Annotated in this window: 10 protein-coding genes; 6 read left to right on the top strand and 4 right to left on the bottom strand. The window is 64.8% G+C overall.

The window, feature by feature from the left end; translation table 11 throughout:
• The first annotated feature begins 77 nt into the window (after positions 1–77).
• The 5 genes from ftsH (at position 78) to glf (ending at position 8,999) form a co-directional block, all read left to right on the top strand.
• Positions 78–2,030, top strand: a complete 1,953-nt coding sequence (gene ftsH, locus HJG53_RS05360; RefSeq protein WP_171128368.1) for an ATP-dependent zinc metalloprotease FtsH — start codon at positions 78–80, stop codon at positions 2,028–2,030.
• A gap of 85 nt (positions 2,031–2,115) precedes the next feature.
• Complete coding sequence (locus HJG53_RS05355; RefSeq protein WP_171128366.1) at positions 2,116–3,741, top strand: cyclic nucleotide-binding domain-containing thioredoxin-disulfide reductase; 1,626 nt, start codon at positions 2,116–2,118, stop codon at positions 3,739–3,741.
• Between the two features lie 97 nt (positions 3,742–3,838).
• The gene (gene katG / locus HJG53_RS05350) at positions 3,839–6,064 is read left to right on the top strand and encodes a catalase/peroxidase HPI (protein WP_171128364.1); all 2,226 of its coding nucleotides are present in this window, start codon (positions 3,839–3,841) and stop codon (positions 6,062–6,064) included.
• Between the two features lie 166 nt (positions 6,065–6,230).
• Positions 6,231–6,383 (top strand): hypothetical protein, encoded by a 153-nt coding sequence (locus HJG53_RS05345; RefSeq protein ID WP_171128363.1) that lies wholly within the window; start codon positions 6,231–6,233, stop codon positions 6,381–6,383.
• A 315-nt stretch (positions 6,384–6,698) separates the two neighbouring features.
• A complete protein-coding gene (gene glf / locus HJG53_RS05340) occupies positions 6,699–8,999 on the top strand; it encodes a UDP-galactopyranose mutase (protein WP_171129617.1) in 2,301 nt (766 codons plus the stop codon).
• Between the two features lie 56 nt (positions 9,000–9,055).
• On the opposite strand, the gene HJG53_RS05335 is transcribed toward glf, so the two are convergent.
• The 3 genes from HJG53_RS05335 to rimO form a co-directional block, all read right to left on the bottom strand.
• Positions 9,056–9,529: an RNA pyrophosphohydrolase gene (locus HJG53_RS05335; protein WP_171128361.1), complete on the bottom strand. Its 474-nt coding sequence runs from the start codon at positions 9,527–9,529 to the stop codon at positions 9,056–9,058.
• Entirely contained in the window at positions 9,526–10,518 is a 993-nt protein-coding gene (locus HJG53_RS05330; protein WP_171128359.1) for an alpha/beta hydrolase, read from the bottom strand. Before HJG53_RS05330 ends, HJG53_RS05335 begins: the two co-directional genes overlap by 4 nt.
• Before the next feature lie 62 nt (positions 10,519–10,580).
• Positions 10,581–11,918 carry a 30S ribosomal protein S12 methylthiotransferase RimO gene (rimO, locus tag HJG53_RS05325; protein ID WP_171128357.1) on the bottom strand — a complete coding sequence of 446 codons (1,338 nt, stop codon included), beginning with the start codon at positions 11,916–11,918 and terminating at the stop codon, positions 10,581–10,583.
• 127 nt (positions 11,919–12,045) lie between these two features.
• Here rimO and HJG53_RS19075 point away from each other — a divergent pair, with 127 nt between their 5' ends.
• Positions 12,046–13,800: a tetratricopeptide repeat-containing protein gene (locus HJG53_RS19075; protein ID WP_171128355.1), complete on the top strand. Its 1,755-nt coding sequence runs from the start codon at positions 12,046–12,048 to the stop codon at positions 13,798–13,800.
• Here HJG53_RS19075 and HJG53_RS05315 read toward each other — a convergent pair.
• Positions 13,797–14,864 (bottom strand): PEPxxWA-CTERM sorting domain-containing protein, encoded by a 1,068-nt coding sequence (locus tag HJG53_RS05315; RefSeq protein WP_171128353.1) that lies wholly within the window; start codon positions 14,862–14,864, stop codon positions 13,797–13,799. The two genes, HJG53_RS19075 and HJG53_RS05315, sit on opposite strands and share 4 nt — an antisense overlap.
• Between the last annotated feature and the right edge of the window lie 62 nt (positions 14,865–14,926).

The following is a 14,926-nucleotide window of genomic DNA, read 5'->3' as shown; positions in this document are numbered from 1 at the left end:
ATCGAAGGCGCGCCATTGTCGGTTAACCCCTCCGCACCTATGTTGGCCGGGTCCAATCCCCGAAAGATTCGAGCGCGATGAACGACAAGAAGGATCCGAACGCCCCCAATCCCTGGATGAAGAGCTTGTTGATCTGGCTCGGGGTGGTGCTCGCACTGGTGCTGTTCGTGTCGCTGTTCGATTCGAAGACCCGCACCGTGGGCGGGGAGGGTATTCCCTATTCGGAGTTCCTGCAGCGCGTCGATGAGGGGCAGGTCAAGGAAGTGGCCATCGCCGACAATATCGTCAGCGGTAGCTTCACCAACGATTCGACCTTCCGCACCCAGGCACCGGACGATCCGCGCCTGATCGATCGCCTGATCTCCAAGGGCGTGAAATTCTCAGCGCAGGCGAAGGAAGAGCCGAGCTTCTGGATGATCCTGCTCTACCAGTCGCTGCCTTTCCTGCTGATCCTGGGCGTCGCGTTCTTCGTGATCCGCCAGATGCAGAAGAATGCCGGTTCGGGCGCGATGGGCTTCGGCAAGTCCAAGGCCAAGATGCTGACCGAGAAGCATGGCCGCGTCACTTTCGATGACGTTGCCGGCATCGACGAGGCACGCGAGGAACTGCAGGAGATCGTGGATTTCCTGAAGGACCCGACCAAGTTCGCGCGGCTCGGCGGCAAGATCCCGAAGGGCGCCTTGCTCGTCGGCTCGCCCGGCACCGGCAAGACCCTGCTCGCTCGCGCCATTGCGGGCGAGGCAGGCGTGCCCTTCTTCACCATCTCGGGTTCGGACTTCGTCGAGATGTTCGTCGGCGTCGGCGCCAGCCGTGTCCGCGATATGTTCGAACAGGCGAAGAAGAACGCGCCCTGCATCGTGTTCATCGATGAGATCGATGCGGTCGGCCGCCATCGCGGGGCGGGGCTGGGCAACGGCAATGACGAACGCGAGCAGACGCTGAACCAGCTGCTGGTCGAGATGGACGGCTTCGAGGCGAACGAAGGCATCATCATCGTCGCCGCGACCAACCGGCCGGACGTGCTCGACCCGGCGCTGCTGCGTCCCGGCCGCTTCGATCGCCAAGTCGTCGTCCCGCGCCCGGACATCGAAGGTCGCGAGAAGATACTCGCCGTCCACACCAAGAAATTGCCGCTGGCGCCCGACGTCGATCCGCGCACGATCGCGCGCGGCACGCCGGGCTTCTCGGGTGCCGATCTCGCGAACCTCGCCAACGAAGCCGCACTCCTTGCCGCGCGCAAGGGCAAGCGCCTGGTCTCGATGCGCGACTTCGAAGAGGCCAAGGACAAGGTCATGATGGGCGCCGAAAGGAAGTCCATGGTCATGACCGAGGACGAGAAGAAGGCGACTGCCTATCACGAGGCCGGCCACGCGCTCGTCTCGCTCCACGTTCCAGGTTGCGATCCGCTCCACAAGGTCACGATCATCCCGCGCGGCCGTGCTCTGGGCGTGACCTGGAACCTGCCGGAGCGCGACCGTTATTCGATGTCGATGAAGCAGATGAAGGCACGGCTCGCGCTTTGCTTCGGCGGCCGCATCGCCGAGCAGCTGATCTACGGCAAGGACGAGCTCAACACCGGCGCGTCGAACGACATCCAGCAGGCGACCGACATGGCGCGCGCCATGGTCATGGAATATGGCATGAGCGAGAAGCTTGGCTGGCTGCGCTACCGCGACAATCAGGACGAGGTGTTTCTCGGCCACTCGGTCGCGCGCTCGCAGAATGTCTCGGAAGAGACGGCGCGGCTGATCGACCAGGAAGTGCGCCGCATCATCGAGGAAGCAGAAGCGACCGCGCGTCAGGTGCTGACCGACAATCTCGACGAACTGCATCGCCTCGCCGAAGCCCTGCTCGAATATGAGACGCTGACCGGCGAAGAGTCCAAGCGCGCCATCAAGGGCGAGGATATCGGCCGCGAGGACCGCAACAAGGGCAGGGTCGTCCCGATCGCTGCCAGCGGAACCTCAATCCCGAAGACCAAGCCCAAAAAGCCGGGACCCTTTTCTGACCCGGCACCGCAAGGCGCCTAAGCGATCACCAGAACGGCGCCGGAGCAATCCGGCGCCGTCTTCTTTTGCCCCACGCGTTGCCGATCCGGGGCGTAAAGGAGGGTAAATGGAATCAATCGGTCCCGACCTGCGCGAGATGGTGCGCACGCCGCTGGCACCGGCTCATGTCGAGGCGCTGCGGGCCGTAGGGCGCGAGGCCACCTATCCGGCGGGCGCCTTCCTCGCGCAGCCAGGCCAGCTCGCCGATCGCTTCACCTATCTCGAAGAGGGCGAGATCGAGGTGGTCAATCCCTTCACCGGCGAGCGGCACCTGCCGACCTCGCTCGGGCCCACGCAGTTCATGGCCGAAATCTCCTTGCTGAACGGCGGCGCCTGGTCGCTGCCGATGCGGGCCGCCAAGGACAGTCGGGTGATCGAAGTGCCGCGCGAGCAGATGCTCGCGCTGATGTCGCAAATCCCGGAGATGTCGGACATCATCATCACCGTCTTGTCGGCGCGACGTCGACGACAGCTGGAGATGCACGACAGCAGCCTGCGCTTGATCGGGGAGGAGGCGGACCGCAATGTCCGCGCTGTCGCGGAGTTCGCCAGTCGCAATCGCATACCCTACACGTCCGTGCCGCTTGGCAGCCCGGAAGCCGCCGAGCTCGCGACCAGCTGCAATGCCGAACAGGGGCGGCCCGCTGCCATTTTCGGCCGCGACATCGTTATCGAGGAGCCAACCCCGGACAAGGTGGCGCGGCTGCTCGGCCTCCACCGCGATCTCTGCACCGAATGCGTGTTCGACGTGCTGATCGTGGGCGGCGGACCGGCGGGCGTGGCGGCGGGTGTCTATGCCGGCGCGGAGGGTCTCTGCGCGCTGGTGGTGGAGGATCTGGCGATTGGCGGCCAGGCGGGCACTTCCAGCCGCATCGAGAATTATCTCGGCTTTCCGACGGGGATTTCCGGCGCCGATCTTGTCTGGCGCGGCGAAATCCAAGCGATGAAGTTTGGCACGCGCTTTGTTTTGCCACGGCGCGTGATAGGCCTAGAGAAACTCGACGGAGGTGATTTCTGCGCGACGCTCGACGGCGGCGAGCAGCTCCGCGCCTCGGCCGTGGTCGTGGCGACCGGTGTGCAATATCGCCGCCTGCCGATCCCGCGACTGGCCGAGTTCGAGGGCGCCGGCGTCTATTATGCCGCGACCGAGATGGAGTCGCGCCACTGCCGCGGCACCGAGGCGATCATTATCGGCGGCGGCAATTCGGCCGGGCAGGCAGCGATGTATCTGAGCCGCTCGGCGCAGGCGGTGCGCTTGCTGGTGCGCGGACGGTCGCTCGCCGACTCGATGTCCACCTATCTGTCGAGCCGGCTCGAGGCCGATCCGGCGATCACCATCGAATATTGCGCGGAGGTCACCGCGCTCCACGGAAACGAGCAGCTGGACGCGGTCACGATCCGCAACCGCGACACCGGGGAGGAGCGCGAAGTCTCCACGCGCGCCCTGTTCGTGATGGTCGGCGCGGCACCCAATACGGACTGGCTGAGCGGCCTCGTATCCCTCGACAATCAGGGTTTCGTGCTCACCGGAGCGGCGGCCGGGGCAGCGTCGCCCTATGCCACATCCGAACCGGGCATCTTCGCTGTCGGTGACGTGCGCGCCGGATCGGTCAAGCGGGTCGCGTCATCGGTGGGCGAAGGGTCGGTGGTGATCTCGCACGTCTGGTCCCATCTCAGCCCGGCGGGTGGCTGATCGAAATTCCGCTTCTGCGTGATCAAACATTGTCGTTTCGCCGCCGGTGCGGACGCAATTAGACTTTTCTGCAAACGGCAAGAGAGGAGTCGTGATCATGGACGCAGTCACCAGCACCAGCCCCCTCAACGATCCTAGCAAACAGCCGGCGGTAGCCCTTCGTGCCCTGCTCGGCCGCACCAACAAGGACTGGTGGCCGGAAATGCTGGCCACGGAAATCCTCAATCCCAATGGGCCGACCAACCCGCATGGCGCCGACTTCGACTATGCCGAAGCATTTAAGGCGCTCGACTATCAGGCGCTGAAGGCCGATCTCGTCGCGCTGATGACCGACAGCCAGCCCTGGTGGCCGGCGGATTATGGGCATTATGGCCCCTTCTTCATCCGCATGGCTTGGCACGCGGCGGGAACCTATCGCACGGCCGACGGTCGTGGCGGCGCCAATAGCGGCCAGCAGCGCTTCGCGCCGCTCGATTCATGGCCGGACAACGGCAATCTCGACAAGGCGCGGCGCCTGCTGTGGCCGATCAAGCAGAAATACGGCAAGAACATCTCTTGGGCGGACCTCTTCATCCTGGCCGGAAATGTCGCGATCGAGAGCATGGGCGGGCCGGTGTTCGGCTTCGGCGGCGGTCGCGCCGACGTATTCGAGCCTGAGCGCGACATCTACTGGGGCTCGGAAGACAAGTGGGTCAACCAGGGCGTGCAGACGCGCATCGCGCCGGAGCACGGGATGCACGAGCTCGAAGGGCCGCTCGCCGCGATCCAGATGGGCCTGATCTACGTCAATCCGGAAGGCCCGCAGGGCGATCCGCATAACGACAAGGGCATGGCGCGCGACATGAAGGAGACCTTCTCCCGCATGGCGATGAACGCCGAGGAGACGGTCGCCCTGACGGCCGGCGGCCACACGTTCGGCAAGGCGCACGGCAATGGCGATCCGTCGAAGCTCGGCGCTGCTCCGGCCGGAGCCGACCTCGCCGCGCAGGGCTTTGGCTGGGTCAGCCAGAATGAAAGCGGCCGCGGCGAGCATACTGTCACCAGCGGTATCGAAGGGTCCTGGACCAACACGCCCAAGGAATGGACCGAGAACTATTTCCGCCTGCTGCTCGACTATGATTATGAGCTGGTGACGAGCCCGGCGGGCGCAAAGCAATGGCAGCCGATCAACCAGAAGGAAGAGGACAAGGCTCCGGCGGCCTGGGATCCGAACCTGAAGGTGCCGACGATGATGACCACGGCCGACATGGCGCTGAAATTGGACCCGGAATTCCGCGCGATCAGCGAGAAATTCCGCAACGATCACGAAGCGTTCAAGGACGCATTCGCTCGCGCCTGGTTCAAGCTGACTCACCGCGACATGGGCCCTAAGATTCGCTATCTCGGGCCGGAAGTTCCCGCCGAAGACCTGATCTGGCAGGACCCGATCCCCGCCGGCACAATGCCTTCCGATGCCGATGTGCAGGCCGTTAAGCAGAAGATTGCGGCGAGCGGCCTGACCGTCAGTCAGCTCATCAAGACGGCCTGGGCCTCGGCTTCGACGTATCGCAAGTCCGATCATCGCGGCGGCGCCAATGGCGCACGCATCCGCCTCGCTCCGCAAAAGGATTGGGAGGTCAATGAGCCGGAGATGCTCGCCAAGGTGCTCGACACGCTGGACGGGTTGCGCGGCAATCTCAGCATGGCCGACGCGATCGTGCTCGGCGGCGTGGTGGCGCTGGAAAAGGCGATCAAGGATGGCGGCGGCAGCGCCACCGTTCCCTTCATCGGCGGCCGAGGCGATGCGACCCAGGAGTGGACCGACGCTAACAGCTTCGCTCCGCTGGAGCCGGAGGCGGACGCTTTCCGCAACTATGTTGGCAAGAAGAAGCTCGCGGTGAAGACCGAGGAAATGATGCTCGATCGCGCCAGCCTGCTCGGCCTTTCGGTGCCAGAAATGGTGGTGCTGATCGGTGGTCTGCGCGTGCTCGGCGCCAATCATGGAGAGCGCGGCCATGGCCACCTCACCAAACGTTCGGGCCAGCTGACCAACGACTTTTTCGTCAACCTGCTCGACATGACCAATGTGTGGAGTGCCGTCGACGGGTCGAACGACGAGGAATATATCGCGACTGACCGCGCCAGCGGTGGCGAAACCTGGCGGGCGACCCGCGCCGATCTGATCTTCGGGTCGAATGCGGAGCTGCGCGCGGTGTGCGAAGTCTATGCCGAAAAGGGCGGCGCGGAGAAGTTCGTGGCGGACTTCGTCAGGGCCTGGACCAAGGTGATGAATGCCGATCGGTTCGATCTGACCTGCGCCGAGCGGCTGGGCCGCGCCGCTTGAGGACTCCGGCTGCCGCGGTGCTTGTCGCTGCGGCAGCCGCACCGCACGCGATGAATCGCCGCGACATCGACCGGCTGGATCCTGGCTGCGAGCATTGGATCGCGGCCATCGTCGCACCGGAGCGGGGCTGGCCCGGCGCGCAGGCTGCCGGCGCGGTGCTCGCTTCATGGTCGACGAGATCGGCTATTGCGCGAGCCGTAGCAACTTCGCGCACTTCGACAGCCATCTCGAATGCCTGCAATGGACTATGCTGCACCGCAACAGTCTTAGTCGCAACCTGCCCGGCGCGAAGGTCAGACCGGTCAGGTTGGATCGCTGACTCCTGGGCCTGGAGTAGCGGACGCTTCGCTAACCTGCGTTAAATTCGTTTCGTCGCCGCGACGAATGGAGTGCGCCAAACGGAACTAAGTCGCTGTTTCGGCGCTTTTACGGCTTGCCAGCCGATGAACGACAGATGCGCCGCCGTCCTGGCGTGCGCCGCGGGGGAGCTGGCGACCGAAGGAGCGCTATGAACACTGGATCTCACCGTCGCCGCGAGCGTCAGGCTTTCTCCGGCGGATCGTCTTCCAAGCCTACCCTTCTGTGCTTTTCGCATCTGCGCTGGAATTTCGTGTTCCAGCGGCCCCAGCATCTGATGAGCCGGTTCGCCCGCGATCACCATGTGATCATCTGGGAAGAGCCGGTGTTCGACGCCGGCGCCGAGCCTTCGCTCGACCTCTCGATCTGCGCCAAGTCAGGCGTCACCGTCGCCGTGCCGCACCTCAACCCGGAACAAGGGGACCTGCACGGCAAGCAGCTGCGCCGCCTGCTCGACGAGCTGATGGCTACGCGCTCGGGCCCGCTGGTGCGCTGGTATTACACGCCGATGATGCTGCCCTTTTCGCGGCATCTGCAGGCCGAATGCACCGTCTATGACTGCATGGACGAGCTGAAGAACTTCAAGTTCGCGCCCCCCGAGCTGCTGCCGCTCGAGGAAGAGCTGCTCAAGGCCGCCGATGTCGTCTTCACCGGCGGCTATAGCCTCTATGAAGCCAAGCGCGAGCGGCACCTGAACGTGCATGCCTTCCCGTCGAGCGTCGACGTCCGGCATTTCAGCCAAGGGCGCTCGGCGCAGGCGGACCCCGCCGACCAGGCGCAGCTGCCGCACCCGCGCTTCGGCTTTTACGGCGTGATCGACGAGCGCGTCGATCTCGACCTGCTGCAGGCGGCGGCGGAGGCGCGGCCGGACTGGAGCTTCATCATGGTCGGCCCGGTGGTGAAGATCAGCGAGGCGGATCTGCCGCGCCTGCCGAACATCGCTTACCTGGGCGGCAAGGACTATCAGGAACTCCCCGCCTATCTGTCCGGCTGGGACGTCGCGATGATGCCGTTCGCGATCAACGAGGCGACGCGCTTCATCTCGCCGACCAAGACGCCGGAATATCTGGCTGCCGGCCGGCCAGTTGTGTCGACGCCGATCAAGGATGTGATCCGCCATTATGGCGAGCTCGATGCGGTGCAGATCGCCAGCAACGCCAAGGATTTCGTCGCGGGCTGCGAGCGTGCGCTGGCGCTGAAGGACGAGCGCGACTGGCTGCGGCCGGTGGATGCGGTGCTCTCGACCATGTCGTGGGACGAGACTGCGGCGCAGATGAAGGCGCTGATCGTCGAGGCGGCGGAAGAGCGGAAGGTTTCCACCACCGCTGACAATCAGAAGCCGCACTATGACGTGCTGGTCGTCGGCGCGGGCTTCGCCGGCTCGGTCATGGCCGAGCGGCTGGCGCGCGATGCCGGCAAGAAGGTGCTGGTCATCGACCGTCGTCCGCACATCGCCGGCAATGCGTACGATCTGCCGAACGAGGATGGCATTCTCTACCACCTCTATGGTCCGCACATCTTCCACACCAACTCGGAAGAGATTTTCTCCTACCTGTCGCGCTTCACCAAATGGCGGCCCTATGAGCACAAGGTGCTGGCCAATGTGCGCGACAAGCTCGTGCCGATGCCGATCAACCGCACCACGCTTAACATGCTCTACGGGCTGAACTTGCAGACGGACGAAGAGGCGGAGGCCTATCTGGAGAGCCGCGCCGAACCGGTCGACGAGATCAAGACCTCGGCCGATGTCGTCGTTTCGAAGGTAGGGACCGAACTCTACCAGCTCTTCTTCCAGGGCTATACGCGCAAGCAATGGGGCATGGACCCGTCGGAGCTCGACAAGTCGGTCACCAGCCGCGTACCGACCCGCACCAACACCGACGACCGCTATTTCACCGACAGCTTCCAGGCGATGCCGTTGAACGGATTCACGGCGATGTTCGCCAGCATGCTCGACCACCCGAACATCGAGCTGAGGTTGGGCGTCGAATGGGAGGATGTCGCTCGCGAGGTGAGTTACGACAAGCTCGTGTTCACCGGCCCGATCGACGAATATTTCGGCTATCGCTACGGCAAGCTGCCTTATCGGTCGCTGCGTTTCCAGCACGAGACGATCGACACCGAGGTGTTCCAGCCCGTCGCTGTGGTGAACTATCCGAGCGAGGACGTGCCCTATACCCGGATCACCGAGTATAAGTATCTGACCGGCCAGGAAGCGCCGAAGACCAGCATCACCTATGAATATCCAAGCGCCGAGGGCGATCCCTATTATCCGATCCCGCGGCCGGAAAACCAGGCGCTGTTCAAGCGCTACGAGGCGCTGGCGCTGGCCGAGCCGAACGTGATCTTCGTCGGCCGGCTCGCCACCTATCGCTACTACAATATGGACCAGGTGGTCGGCCAGGCACTGGCGACTTACCGGCGCCTGAAGGCGGCGGAAGAGGCCGAGATGGAGGTGATGGAAAGCGCCGCCCTGCAGGCCAGCGCATCCGAGCGTCCGGCGTTGTTCGGCACTACGATGTCGAAGGCGACAGCCCGCAACGGCTCATCCGAGACGGCGGCCACACCGGCGGAGTAGGTCCTGGAGAGGATCGGCCAGGCGCCGCCGAAAGGCCCGCCTGAGCCGGCGATACTCTAGCGCGACAGGTGCTCGGCGAACTCGTCGAGCACCGCGCGGTAAAGTGCCTGTTTGAACGGCACAATCATCGCTGGCAGCTCGCTCGGCTCCGCCCATTTCCAGGCGCGGAACTCCGGCTCGGCGGTCTCGATCTGCACATCCTCGTCACGGCCGAGGAAGCGGCACAGGAACCAGGTCTGGCGCTGTCCGCGATAGCGGCCGCCCCAGATCTTGCCCTGGAGTTCAGGCGGCAGGTCGTAATCGAGTTCGCGCGATGCCCGGCCGACGATCTGGACCAGCTCCCGGGCAATGCCGGTTTCTTCTTCCAGCTCTCGCAGCGCCGCCTGTTCGGGGCTCTCGCCCGGATCGGTGCCGCCCTGCGGCATCTGCCAGGCATCGAGGGCATTATCGAGCCGCTGGCCGACGAATACCCTGTTGTCCGTGTTGAGCAACATCACGCCGACGGCGGGGCGATAGGGGAGGTCGCTCACTCCGCCGCGGCCGCCACCGTATCCGCGCCGCGCGCCGCGATCGCCATGGTCAGCTCGCCTTCCGCTTCGAGGATCATGTCCTTCAGGATGCGAAAGCAGGCCGCGACATCGCCGACGCTGGACGGGATCGCCTTGCGCAGGGTGATGAAGCCGTGGATGTTCCCGATTGCCTCGCGATATACGGTCGGCACGCCCGCGCGGACCAACTCCGCCGCATAGGCCCGGCCCTGGTCGCGGAGGGGATCGAGACTCGCCGTGATCAGCAGCGTCGGCGGCGTGCCTTCATGGCGGTGCAGGATCGGCGCGGTGCGCACATCGTCTTCGGTCGCGCGATAGGCGTCGAAGAAATACTTCATGCCGTCCCGGGTCAGCAGATAGCCGTCTCCGAAATCGTGATAGGATTGGTATTTGGTGACGTCGTCGACGGCCGGATAGATCGGCCATTGCACGATCACCGGTACCTGCGCGGGCTCGTCGCGCAGCCGCTGCGAGACGACGATCGTCAGATTGCCGCCGGCGCTGTCGCCCGCCAGCACGAGGCTGGTTACCTTGAGGCCGAGTTCCGCCGGACTGCTCGCCACCCATCGCGCCGCCGCCTCGCAATCCTCGGGTGCGGCGGGAAAGGGGTGCTCCGGGGCCAACCGATAGTCGACGGCGATTACCGGCAGGTCGAGTACGCGCGCGGCTTCCGCGCAGAAACTGTCATGCGTCTCCAGATCGCCGATTACGAACCCGCCGCCGTGAAAGAAGACCAGCGCCGGACCCGGCTGCCGCCGCTCGCGGGCATCGTAGAGGCGCACGGGAATGTCGCCGCATCTCAGGTCGCGCTTGACGGCGAGCTCGCCCGCGGGGGGATCGGCCACCTCCTTCATGGCGACCATTTGCGCGCGTGCGTCCGGCGCGCTGAGCTCGTGCATTTTGGGGCCGGGCAGATTGTTCAGAAAGCCGAGGAACATCTGCACGTCCGGACGGACATAGGGCTGGGTCATGGTGCGGCTCCTCTCGACTGGTTTGCTTCAGCCATAACCGCCGGTGCCAGCCTGGGAAAGGCTCAGCGCGCGACGAGCGGCACCCCGAACAGGTCATGCTCGTCGGCGTCTTCGATCAGCACCGACACGATATCGCCTTGGGACAGGTGGCCCGCGTCGCGCAGCAGTACAGCGCCGTCGATTTCCGGCGCATCGGCCTGCGAGCGGCCGGTGGCACCGCCCTCTTCGTCCACTTCATCGATGATGACGGGAAGCGTGCGGCCGACCTTCGCCTGCAGTCGCGCGGCGCTGATCGCTGCCGTCCGTGCCATGATGCGGGCGAAGCGCTCTTCCTTCACTTCTTCCGGCACATGGTCGGGCAGCCCATTGGCGGCGGCGCCTTCAACCGGCTCGAAGCGGAAGGCGCCGACGCGGTCGAGCTGTGCTTCGTCGAGCCAGTCGAGCAGATATTGAAAGTCCGCCTCGGTCTCGCCGGGGAAGCCGACGACGAAGCTCGACCGAATTGCGAGGTCCGGGCAGATGCTGCGCCACGCCTTGATCCGCTCCAGCACCTTGGCGTCGTTCGCCGGGCGCTTCATCGCCTTCAGCACCTTGGGGGCGGCGTGCTGAAACGGGATGTCGAGATAGGGCGTGACCAGCCCCTCGGCCATCAGCGGGATGACCTGTTCAACATGGGGGTAAGGATAGACATAGTGGAGCCGCACCCAGGCGCCGAGCTTGCCGAGCTCGCGCGCGAGATCGGTCATGTGGGCGCGGACCGGAGCGCCTTTCCAGTTATACTCCGCGTGGCGCAGATCGATGCCATAGGCCGACGTATCCTGGCTGATCACCAGCAGCTCGCGCGTGCCCGCGGCGATCAGCTTCTCCGCCTCCCGCAGGATCGCGTCCGGGCGCCGGCTCGCGAGATCGCCGCGCAGCGACGGGATGATGCAGAAGGCGCAGCGATGATTGCAGCCCTCCGAAATCTTCAGATAACTGTAGTGCCGCGGCGTGAGCTTGAGGCCGGCTTCCGGCACGAGGTCGAGGAACGGCGAGGGGATCGGCGGCGCAGCCTCGTGCACCGCATCGACCACCTGCTCATATTGATGCGCGCCGGTCACCGCGAGCACCTGCGGGAAGCGCGCGCGGATCACTTCCGCTTCCTTCCCCATGCAGCCGGTGACGATGACGCGACCATTCTCGGCAATCGCTTCACCGATGGCTTCCAGGCTCTCTTCCTTGGCGCTGTCGAGGAAGCCGCAGGTGTTGACCAGCACCACGTCCGCGCCCGCATAATCGGCGGACATCTGATAGCCGTCCGACCGGAGCTTGGTCAGGATGCGCTCGCTGTCGACGAGGTTCTTCGGACAGCCGAGCGAAACCATGCCGACCTTGGGCGGGGTGGGGAGTGTGGTAGCCATTGGGAAGGCGCGCCACATAGTGCGTCGGCCGCGCTTTTGCCAGTGGCGAGGTTGCCAAGCTCCATCCGAACGGCTCAAAGGTCCTCTCAATGGCGGGCAGGGGCGTTCTCGATCGATGCTAGGAGCGGTGCCGGCCAGTCTCGTCGAGCGCGCGCGCGCGGCGATCGAGCGCGGCGACTTGCTGTCGGCTTATGATCTGGCCCGACCGGAAGGTGCGAGCGGCTCCTCTCCCGAGCTCGCCTATATCGCGGTGCTCGCCATGGCGCGGATGGGCGAGACCGAGCAGGCGATGCGCCTCTATGAGTTGAGCGGTCTCTCCACCGCAAAGGATGTCGACAGTCAGGCACTCGGCGCCCGGCTCCTGAAGGACCACGCATTACAGGATGGCGGCGGCTATGCGATCCTGAAGCGCGCAGCCGAGGCCTATGCCGACGTCTATCTGCGCAGTCGCGACCCCTTCCCCGCGATCAACGCCGCCACGCTGAACCTGCTCGCCGGGGACAGGGAGCGTGGCGCGCAGTTCGCCCTGCGCGCGCTGGAGGCTCCTTCGGTTGCGGATCCGACGGACTATTATGGCGCCGCAACGCAGGCGGAGGCATTGATTGTTCTCGGCCGCGAGGCCGAAGCGGTCGGTGCGATCGAGCGTGCGCTCAGCTTGCCCGGGGCCAATGTTGGGGCGCGGTCGTCCACCTTGCGGCAGTTCCAGATGCTCGCCGAGCATAGCGGGCAGGGACACAAGCTCGCTTCCGTCATCGAACGGCTGACCCCGCCCGCGGTCGCCAGCTTTGCCGGTCACATTTTCAAGGCGGATGCCGAAAAGGAAGCCCGGCTGGCTGACGCGATCGATCGGGAGCTGGAGCGGGCGAACATCGGCTTCGGCTATGGGGCGCTCGCGGCCGGCGCCGACATCCTGATTGCGGAACGCCTGCTCGCGCGGGGGGCTACGCTCAACCTCGTCTTCCCGTTTCGCGAGAGCGACTTCATCGCCAACTCGGTGCTGCGCGCCGGCGAGGAATGGCTGAAGCGCTATTACGCGGTTCGCGATCGCGCCGCCGACATCAGCTTCGCGACTCTGGCCGATTATGTCGGCGACCCCGTCCAGTTCGGCTATGGCGCGGTCGTGGCGATGGGTATGACCCGGCTGCGTGCGCATCATCTGTGCACGCGCGCCGTGCAGCTCGTCTTGTGGGACGGTGTCCTGCGGCCCGGCGCGCCGGCTGGAACCGGGCATGATGTCGAGCAATGGCAGCGCACCGGCGGCGCGACGATCCACATCGATACCGCGGACGTGGACCGGGGCACCGGGCATCAGCACAGCAAGGCCCCCGATGCGGAGCGACGGCTCAAGGCGCTCCTGTTCGCGGACTTTCCCGGCTATACGCGGATCAGCGAGGCCAAATTGCCGCTTTTCTGGGCGCGCGTCATGGCGATCGCCGGCCAGGTTCTCGTCGACCATCAGGCGGAACTCGATTTCACGAACAGCTGGGGCGATGCCGTGTTCGGCGTGTTCAGCACGGCAGAAGCCGCCGCCGATGCAGGGCTGGCGCTGCAGGCAGCGCTACTGAGCGTGTCGCCGACGGAACTGGGCCTCGATCGGCCGACCCAGATGCGCGTTAGCCTGCATTACGGCCCAGTCTATGTCGGCGAGGATCCGATCACGGGCCGCCCTGCCTATTACGGCACCGAAATTTCGCGCGCCGCACGGGTGGAGCCGCTGACACCGCCCGGCAGCGTCTATGCCAGCCAGCCACTTGCCGCGCTTCTGGCCAACACGGCGCCAGAGAAGTTCAGCGCCACCTATGTCGGCAAGATCGACCTGCCCAAGGGGTTCGGCCAGTACCCGCTCTACGCGCTCAGGCGGCGGCCGAACAAAATCCTTTAGGCGAAGGAGACGCTCACGCGCCGGCGCCGCGCGGCACTGCCGAGCAGGCCGAAGCCGCCGATCATCATGGCCCACATTGTCGGTTCGGGCACGCCCCCCTGGAGCCGCGACCGGTAAAGCGGATCGTAGACCAGTGGCTGGCTCGCCGGCGGGGTTTCGAACGAGAACGGATCGTTGCTGTTGACGAACCGGAACGGCACTTCGGTCGCGAAATAATCCGCGCCGACCACCGCCCGCCCGATCTCGGCATTCAGGTCGTCGCCGCCCAGCGCCAGATTGGTGCCGCCATTGTTCCGCGGATCGCCAAACACGACCTGCGCGCCCTGGCAGACCAGCACATCGGCGCAGGCGGAGTTGGTTCTGGCGAAATATGAGGCGACATAGAAGATTGTCGTCGACTGGCCCCCGGCGAGCGCCCCAACCTCCACCGGCAGAGCGGTTGTATCCCAATCGAGCAGGTCGAAGTTTTCGCCGGTCTGGCGACGCTGATTCCTGAACTCCAGATTCCCAGTCGAAAGGAAGATGCCGTCGGAGTTCACGCCGCCGCTGGCACTGTACAGCGTCTGGAAGCCATCATTGAACCGCAACACCTGGAAATTGAACTCGGCATTCCCGCCATTATAAATCTGCGCAATGTGGCCGGGCGTGATCAGCGAGTCGAAACGCACATTCTGCGTGACGTCGCCCTGGTTCTGGATGGTGAAGGCGATTACTGTGCTGCTGCCGGTGCGGCAGCTGCCCACGCAATAATTGTCGTGCAGGAAGAAGAAACTGTCGAGATCGGCAGTACCCGTATAGTTCAGGCCCAGCTCGGACTCGGTGTTGTTGTAATTGCCGAGATAAACCGACTCCTTGCTGCCACCGGTCTTCAGCGTCGGTGTTTGCGAAGGATCGAAATTCGTGCCGAGTTGATTGACGATCTGCACATTCGTCACGACGATCGGGCCGAGTGACTGGGCCTGTGCTGGGGCGGCGAATATCGCCGTCAGTGAAGTTGCAGCCAGTGACGCACACCAGAGCGGCGAACGGCGCGCAAGGCTGCTGAGCCGATTTGAAGCATACATACGAAAGACTCCCCCTTTAGAGCGCCGCTACCATAACCGTTAACGCGCGTTAACGATAGGAG

This window comes from Sphingomonas sp. ID1715 (genome assembly GCF_013044515.1).
Taxonomy (GTDB): domain Bacteria; phylum Pseudomonadota; class Alphaproteobacteria; order Sphingomonadales; family Sphingomonadaceae; genus Sphingomonas_B.
The sequence above is the reverse complement of the archived record's forward strand: the minus strand, read 5'-3'. Positions and strand labels throughout refer to the sequence as shown.

What these genes read in the sequence shown, in the direction of transcription:
- ftsH (WP_171128368.1), top strand. Translation starts at nt 78, where the DNA reads ATGAACGACAAGAAGGATCCGAACGCCCCCAATCCCTGGATGAAGAGC.
- HJG53_RS05355 (WP_171128366.1), top strand. Translation starts at nt 2,116, where the DNA reads ATGGAATCAATCGGTCCCGACCTGCGCGAGATGGTGCGCACGCCGCTG.
- katG (WP_171128364.1), top strand. Translation starts at nt 3,839, where the DNA reads ATGGACGCAGTCACCAGCACCAGCCCCCTCAACGATCCTAGCAAACAG.
- HJG53_RS05345 (WP_171128363.1), top strand. Translation starts at nt 6,231, where the DNA reads ATGGTCGACGAGATCGGCTATTGCGCGAGCCGTAGCAACTTCGCGCAC.
- glf (WP_171129617.1), top strand. Translation starts at nt 6,699, where the DNA reads ATGAGCCGGTTCGCCCGCGATCACCATGTGATCATCTGGGAAGAGCCG.
- HJG53_RS05330 (WP_171128359.1), bottom strand. Translation starts at nt 10,518, where the DNA reads ATGACCCAGCCCTATGTCCGTCCGGACGTGCAGATGTTCCTCGGCTTT.
- rimO (WP_171128357.1), bottom strand. Translation starts at nt 11,918, where the DNA reads ATGGCTACCACACTCCCCACCCCGCCCAAGGTCGGCATGGTTTCGCTC.
- HJG53_RS05315 (WP_171128353.1), bottom strand. Translation starts at nt 14,864, where the DNA reads ATGTATGCTTCAAATCGGCTCAGCAGCCTTGCGCGCCGTTCGCCGCTC.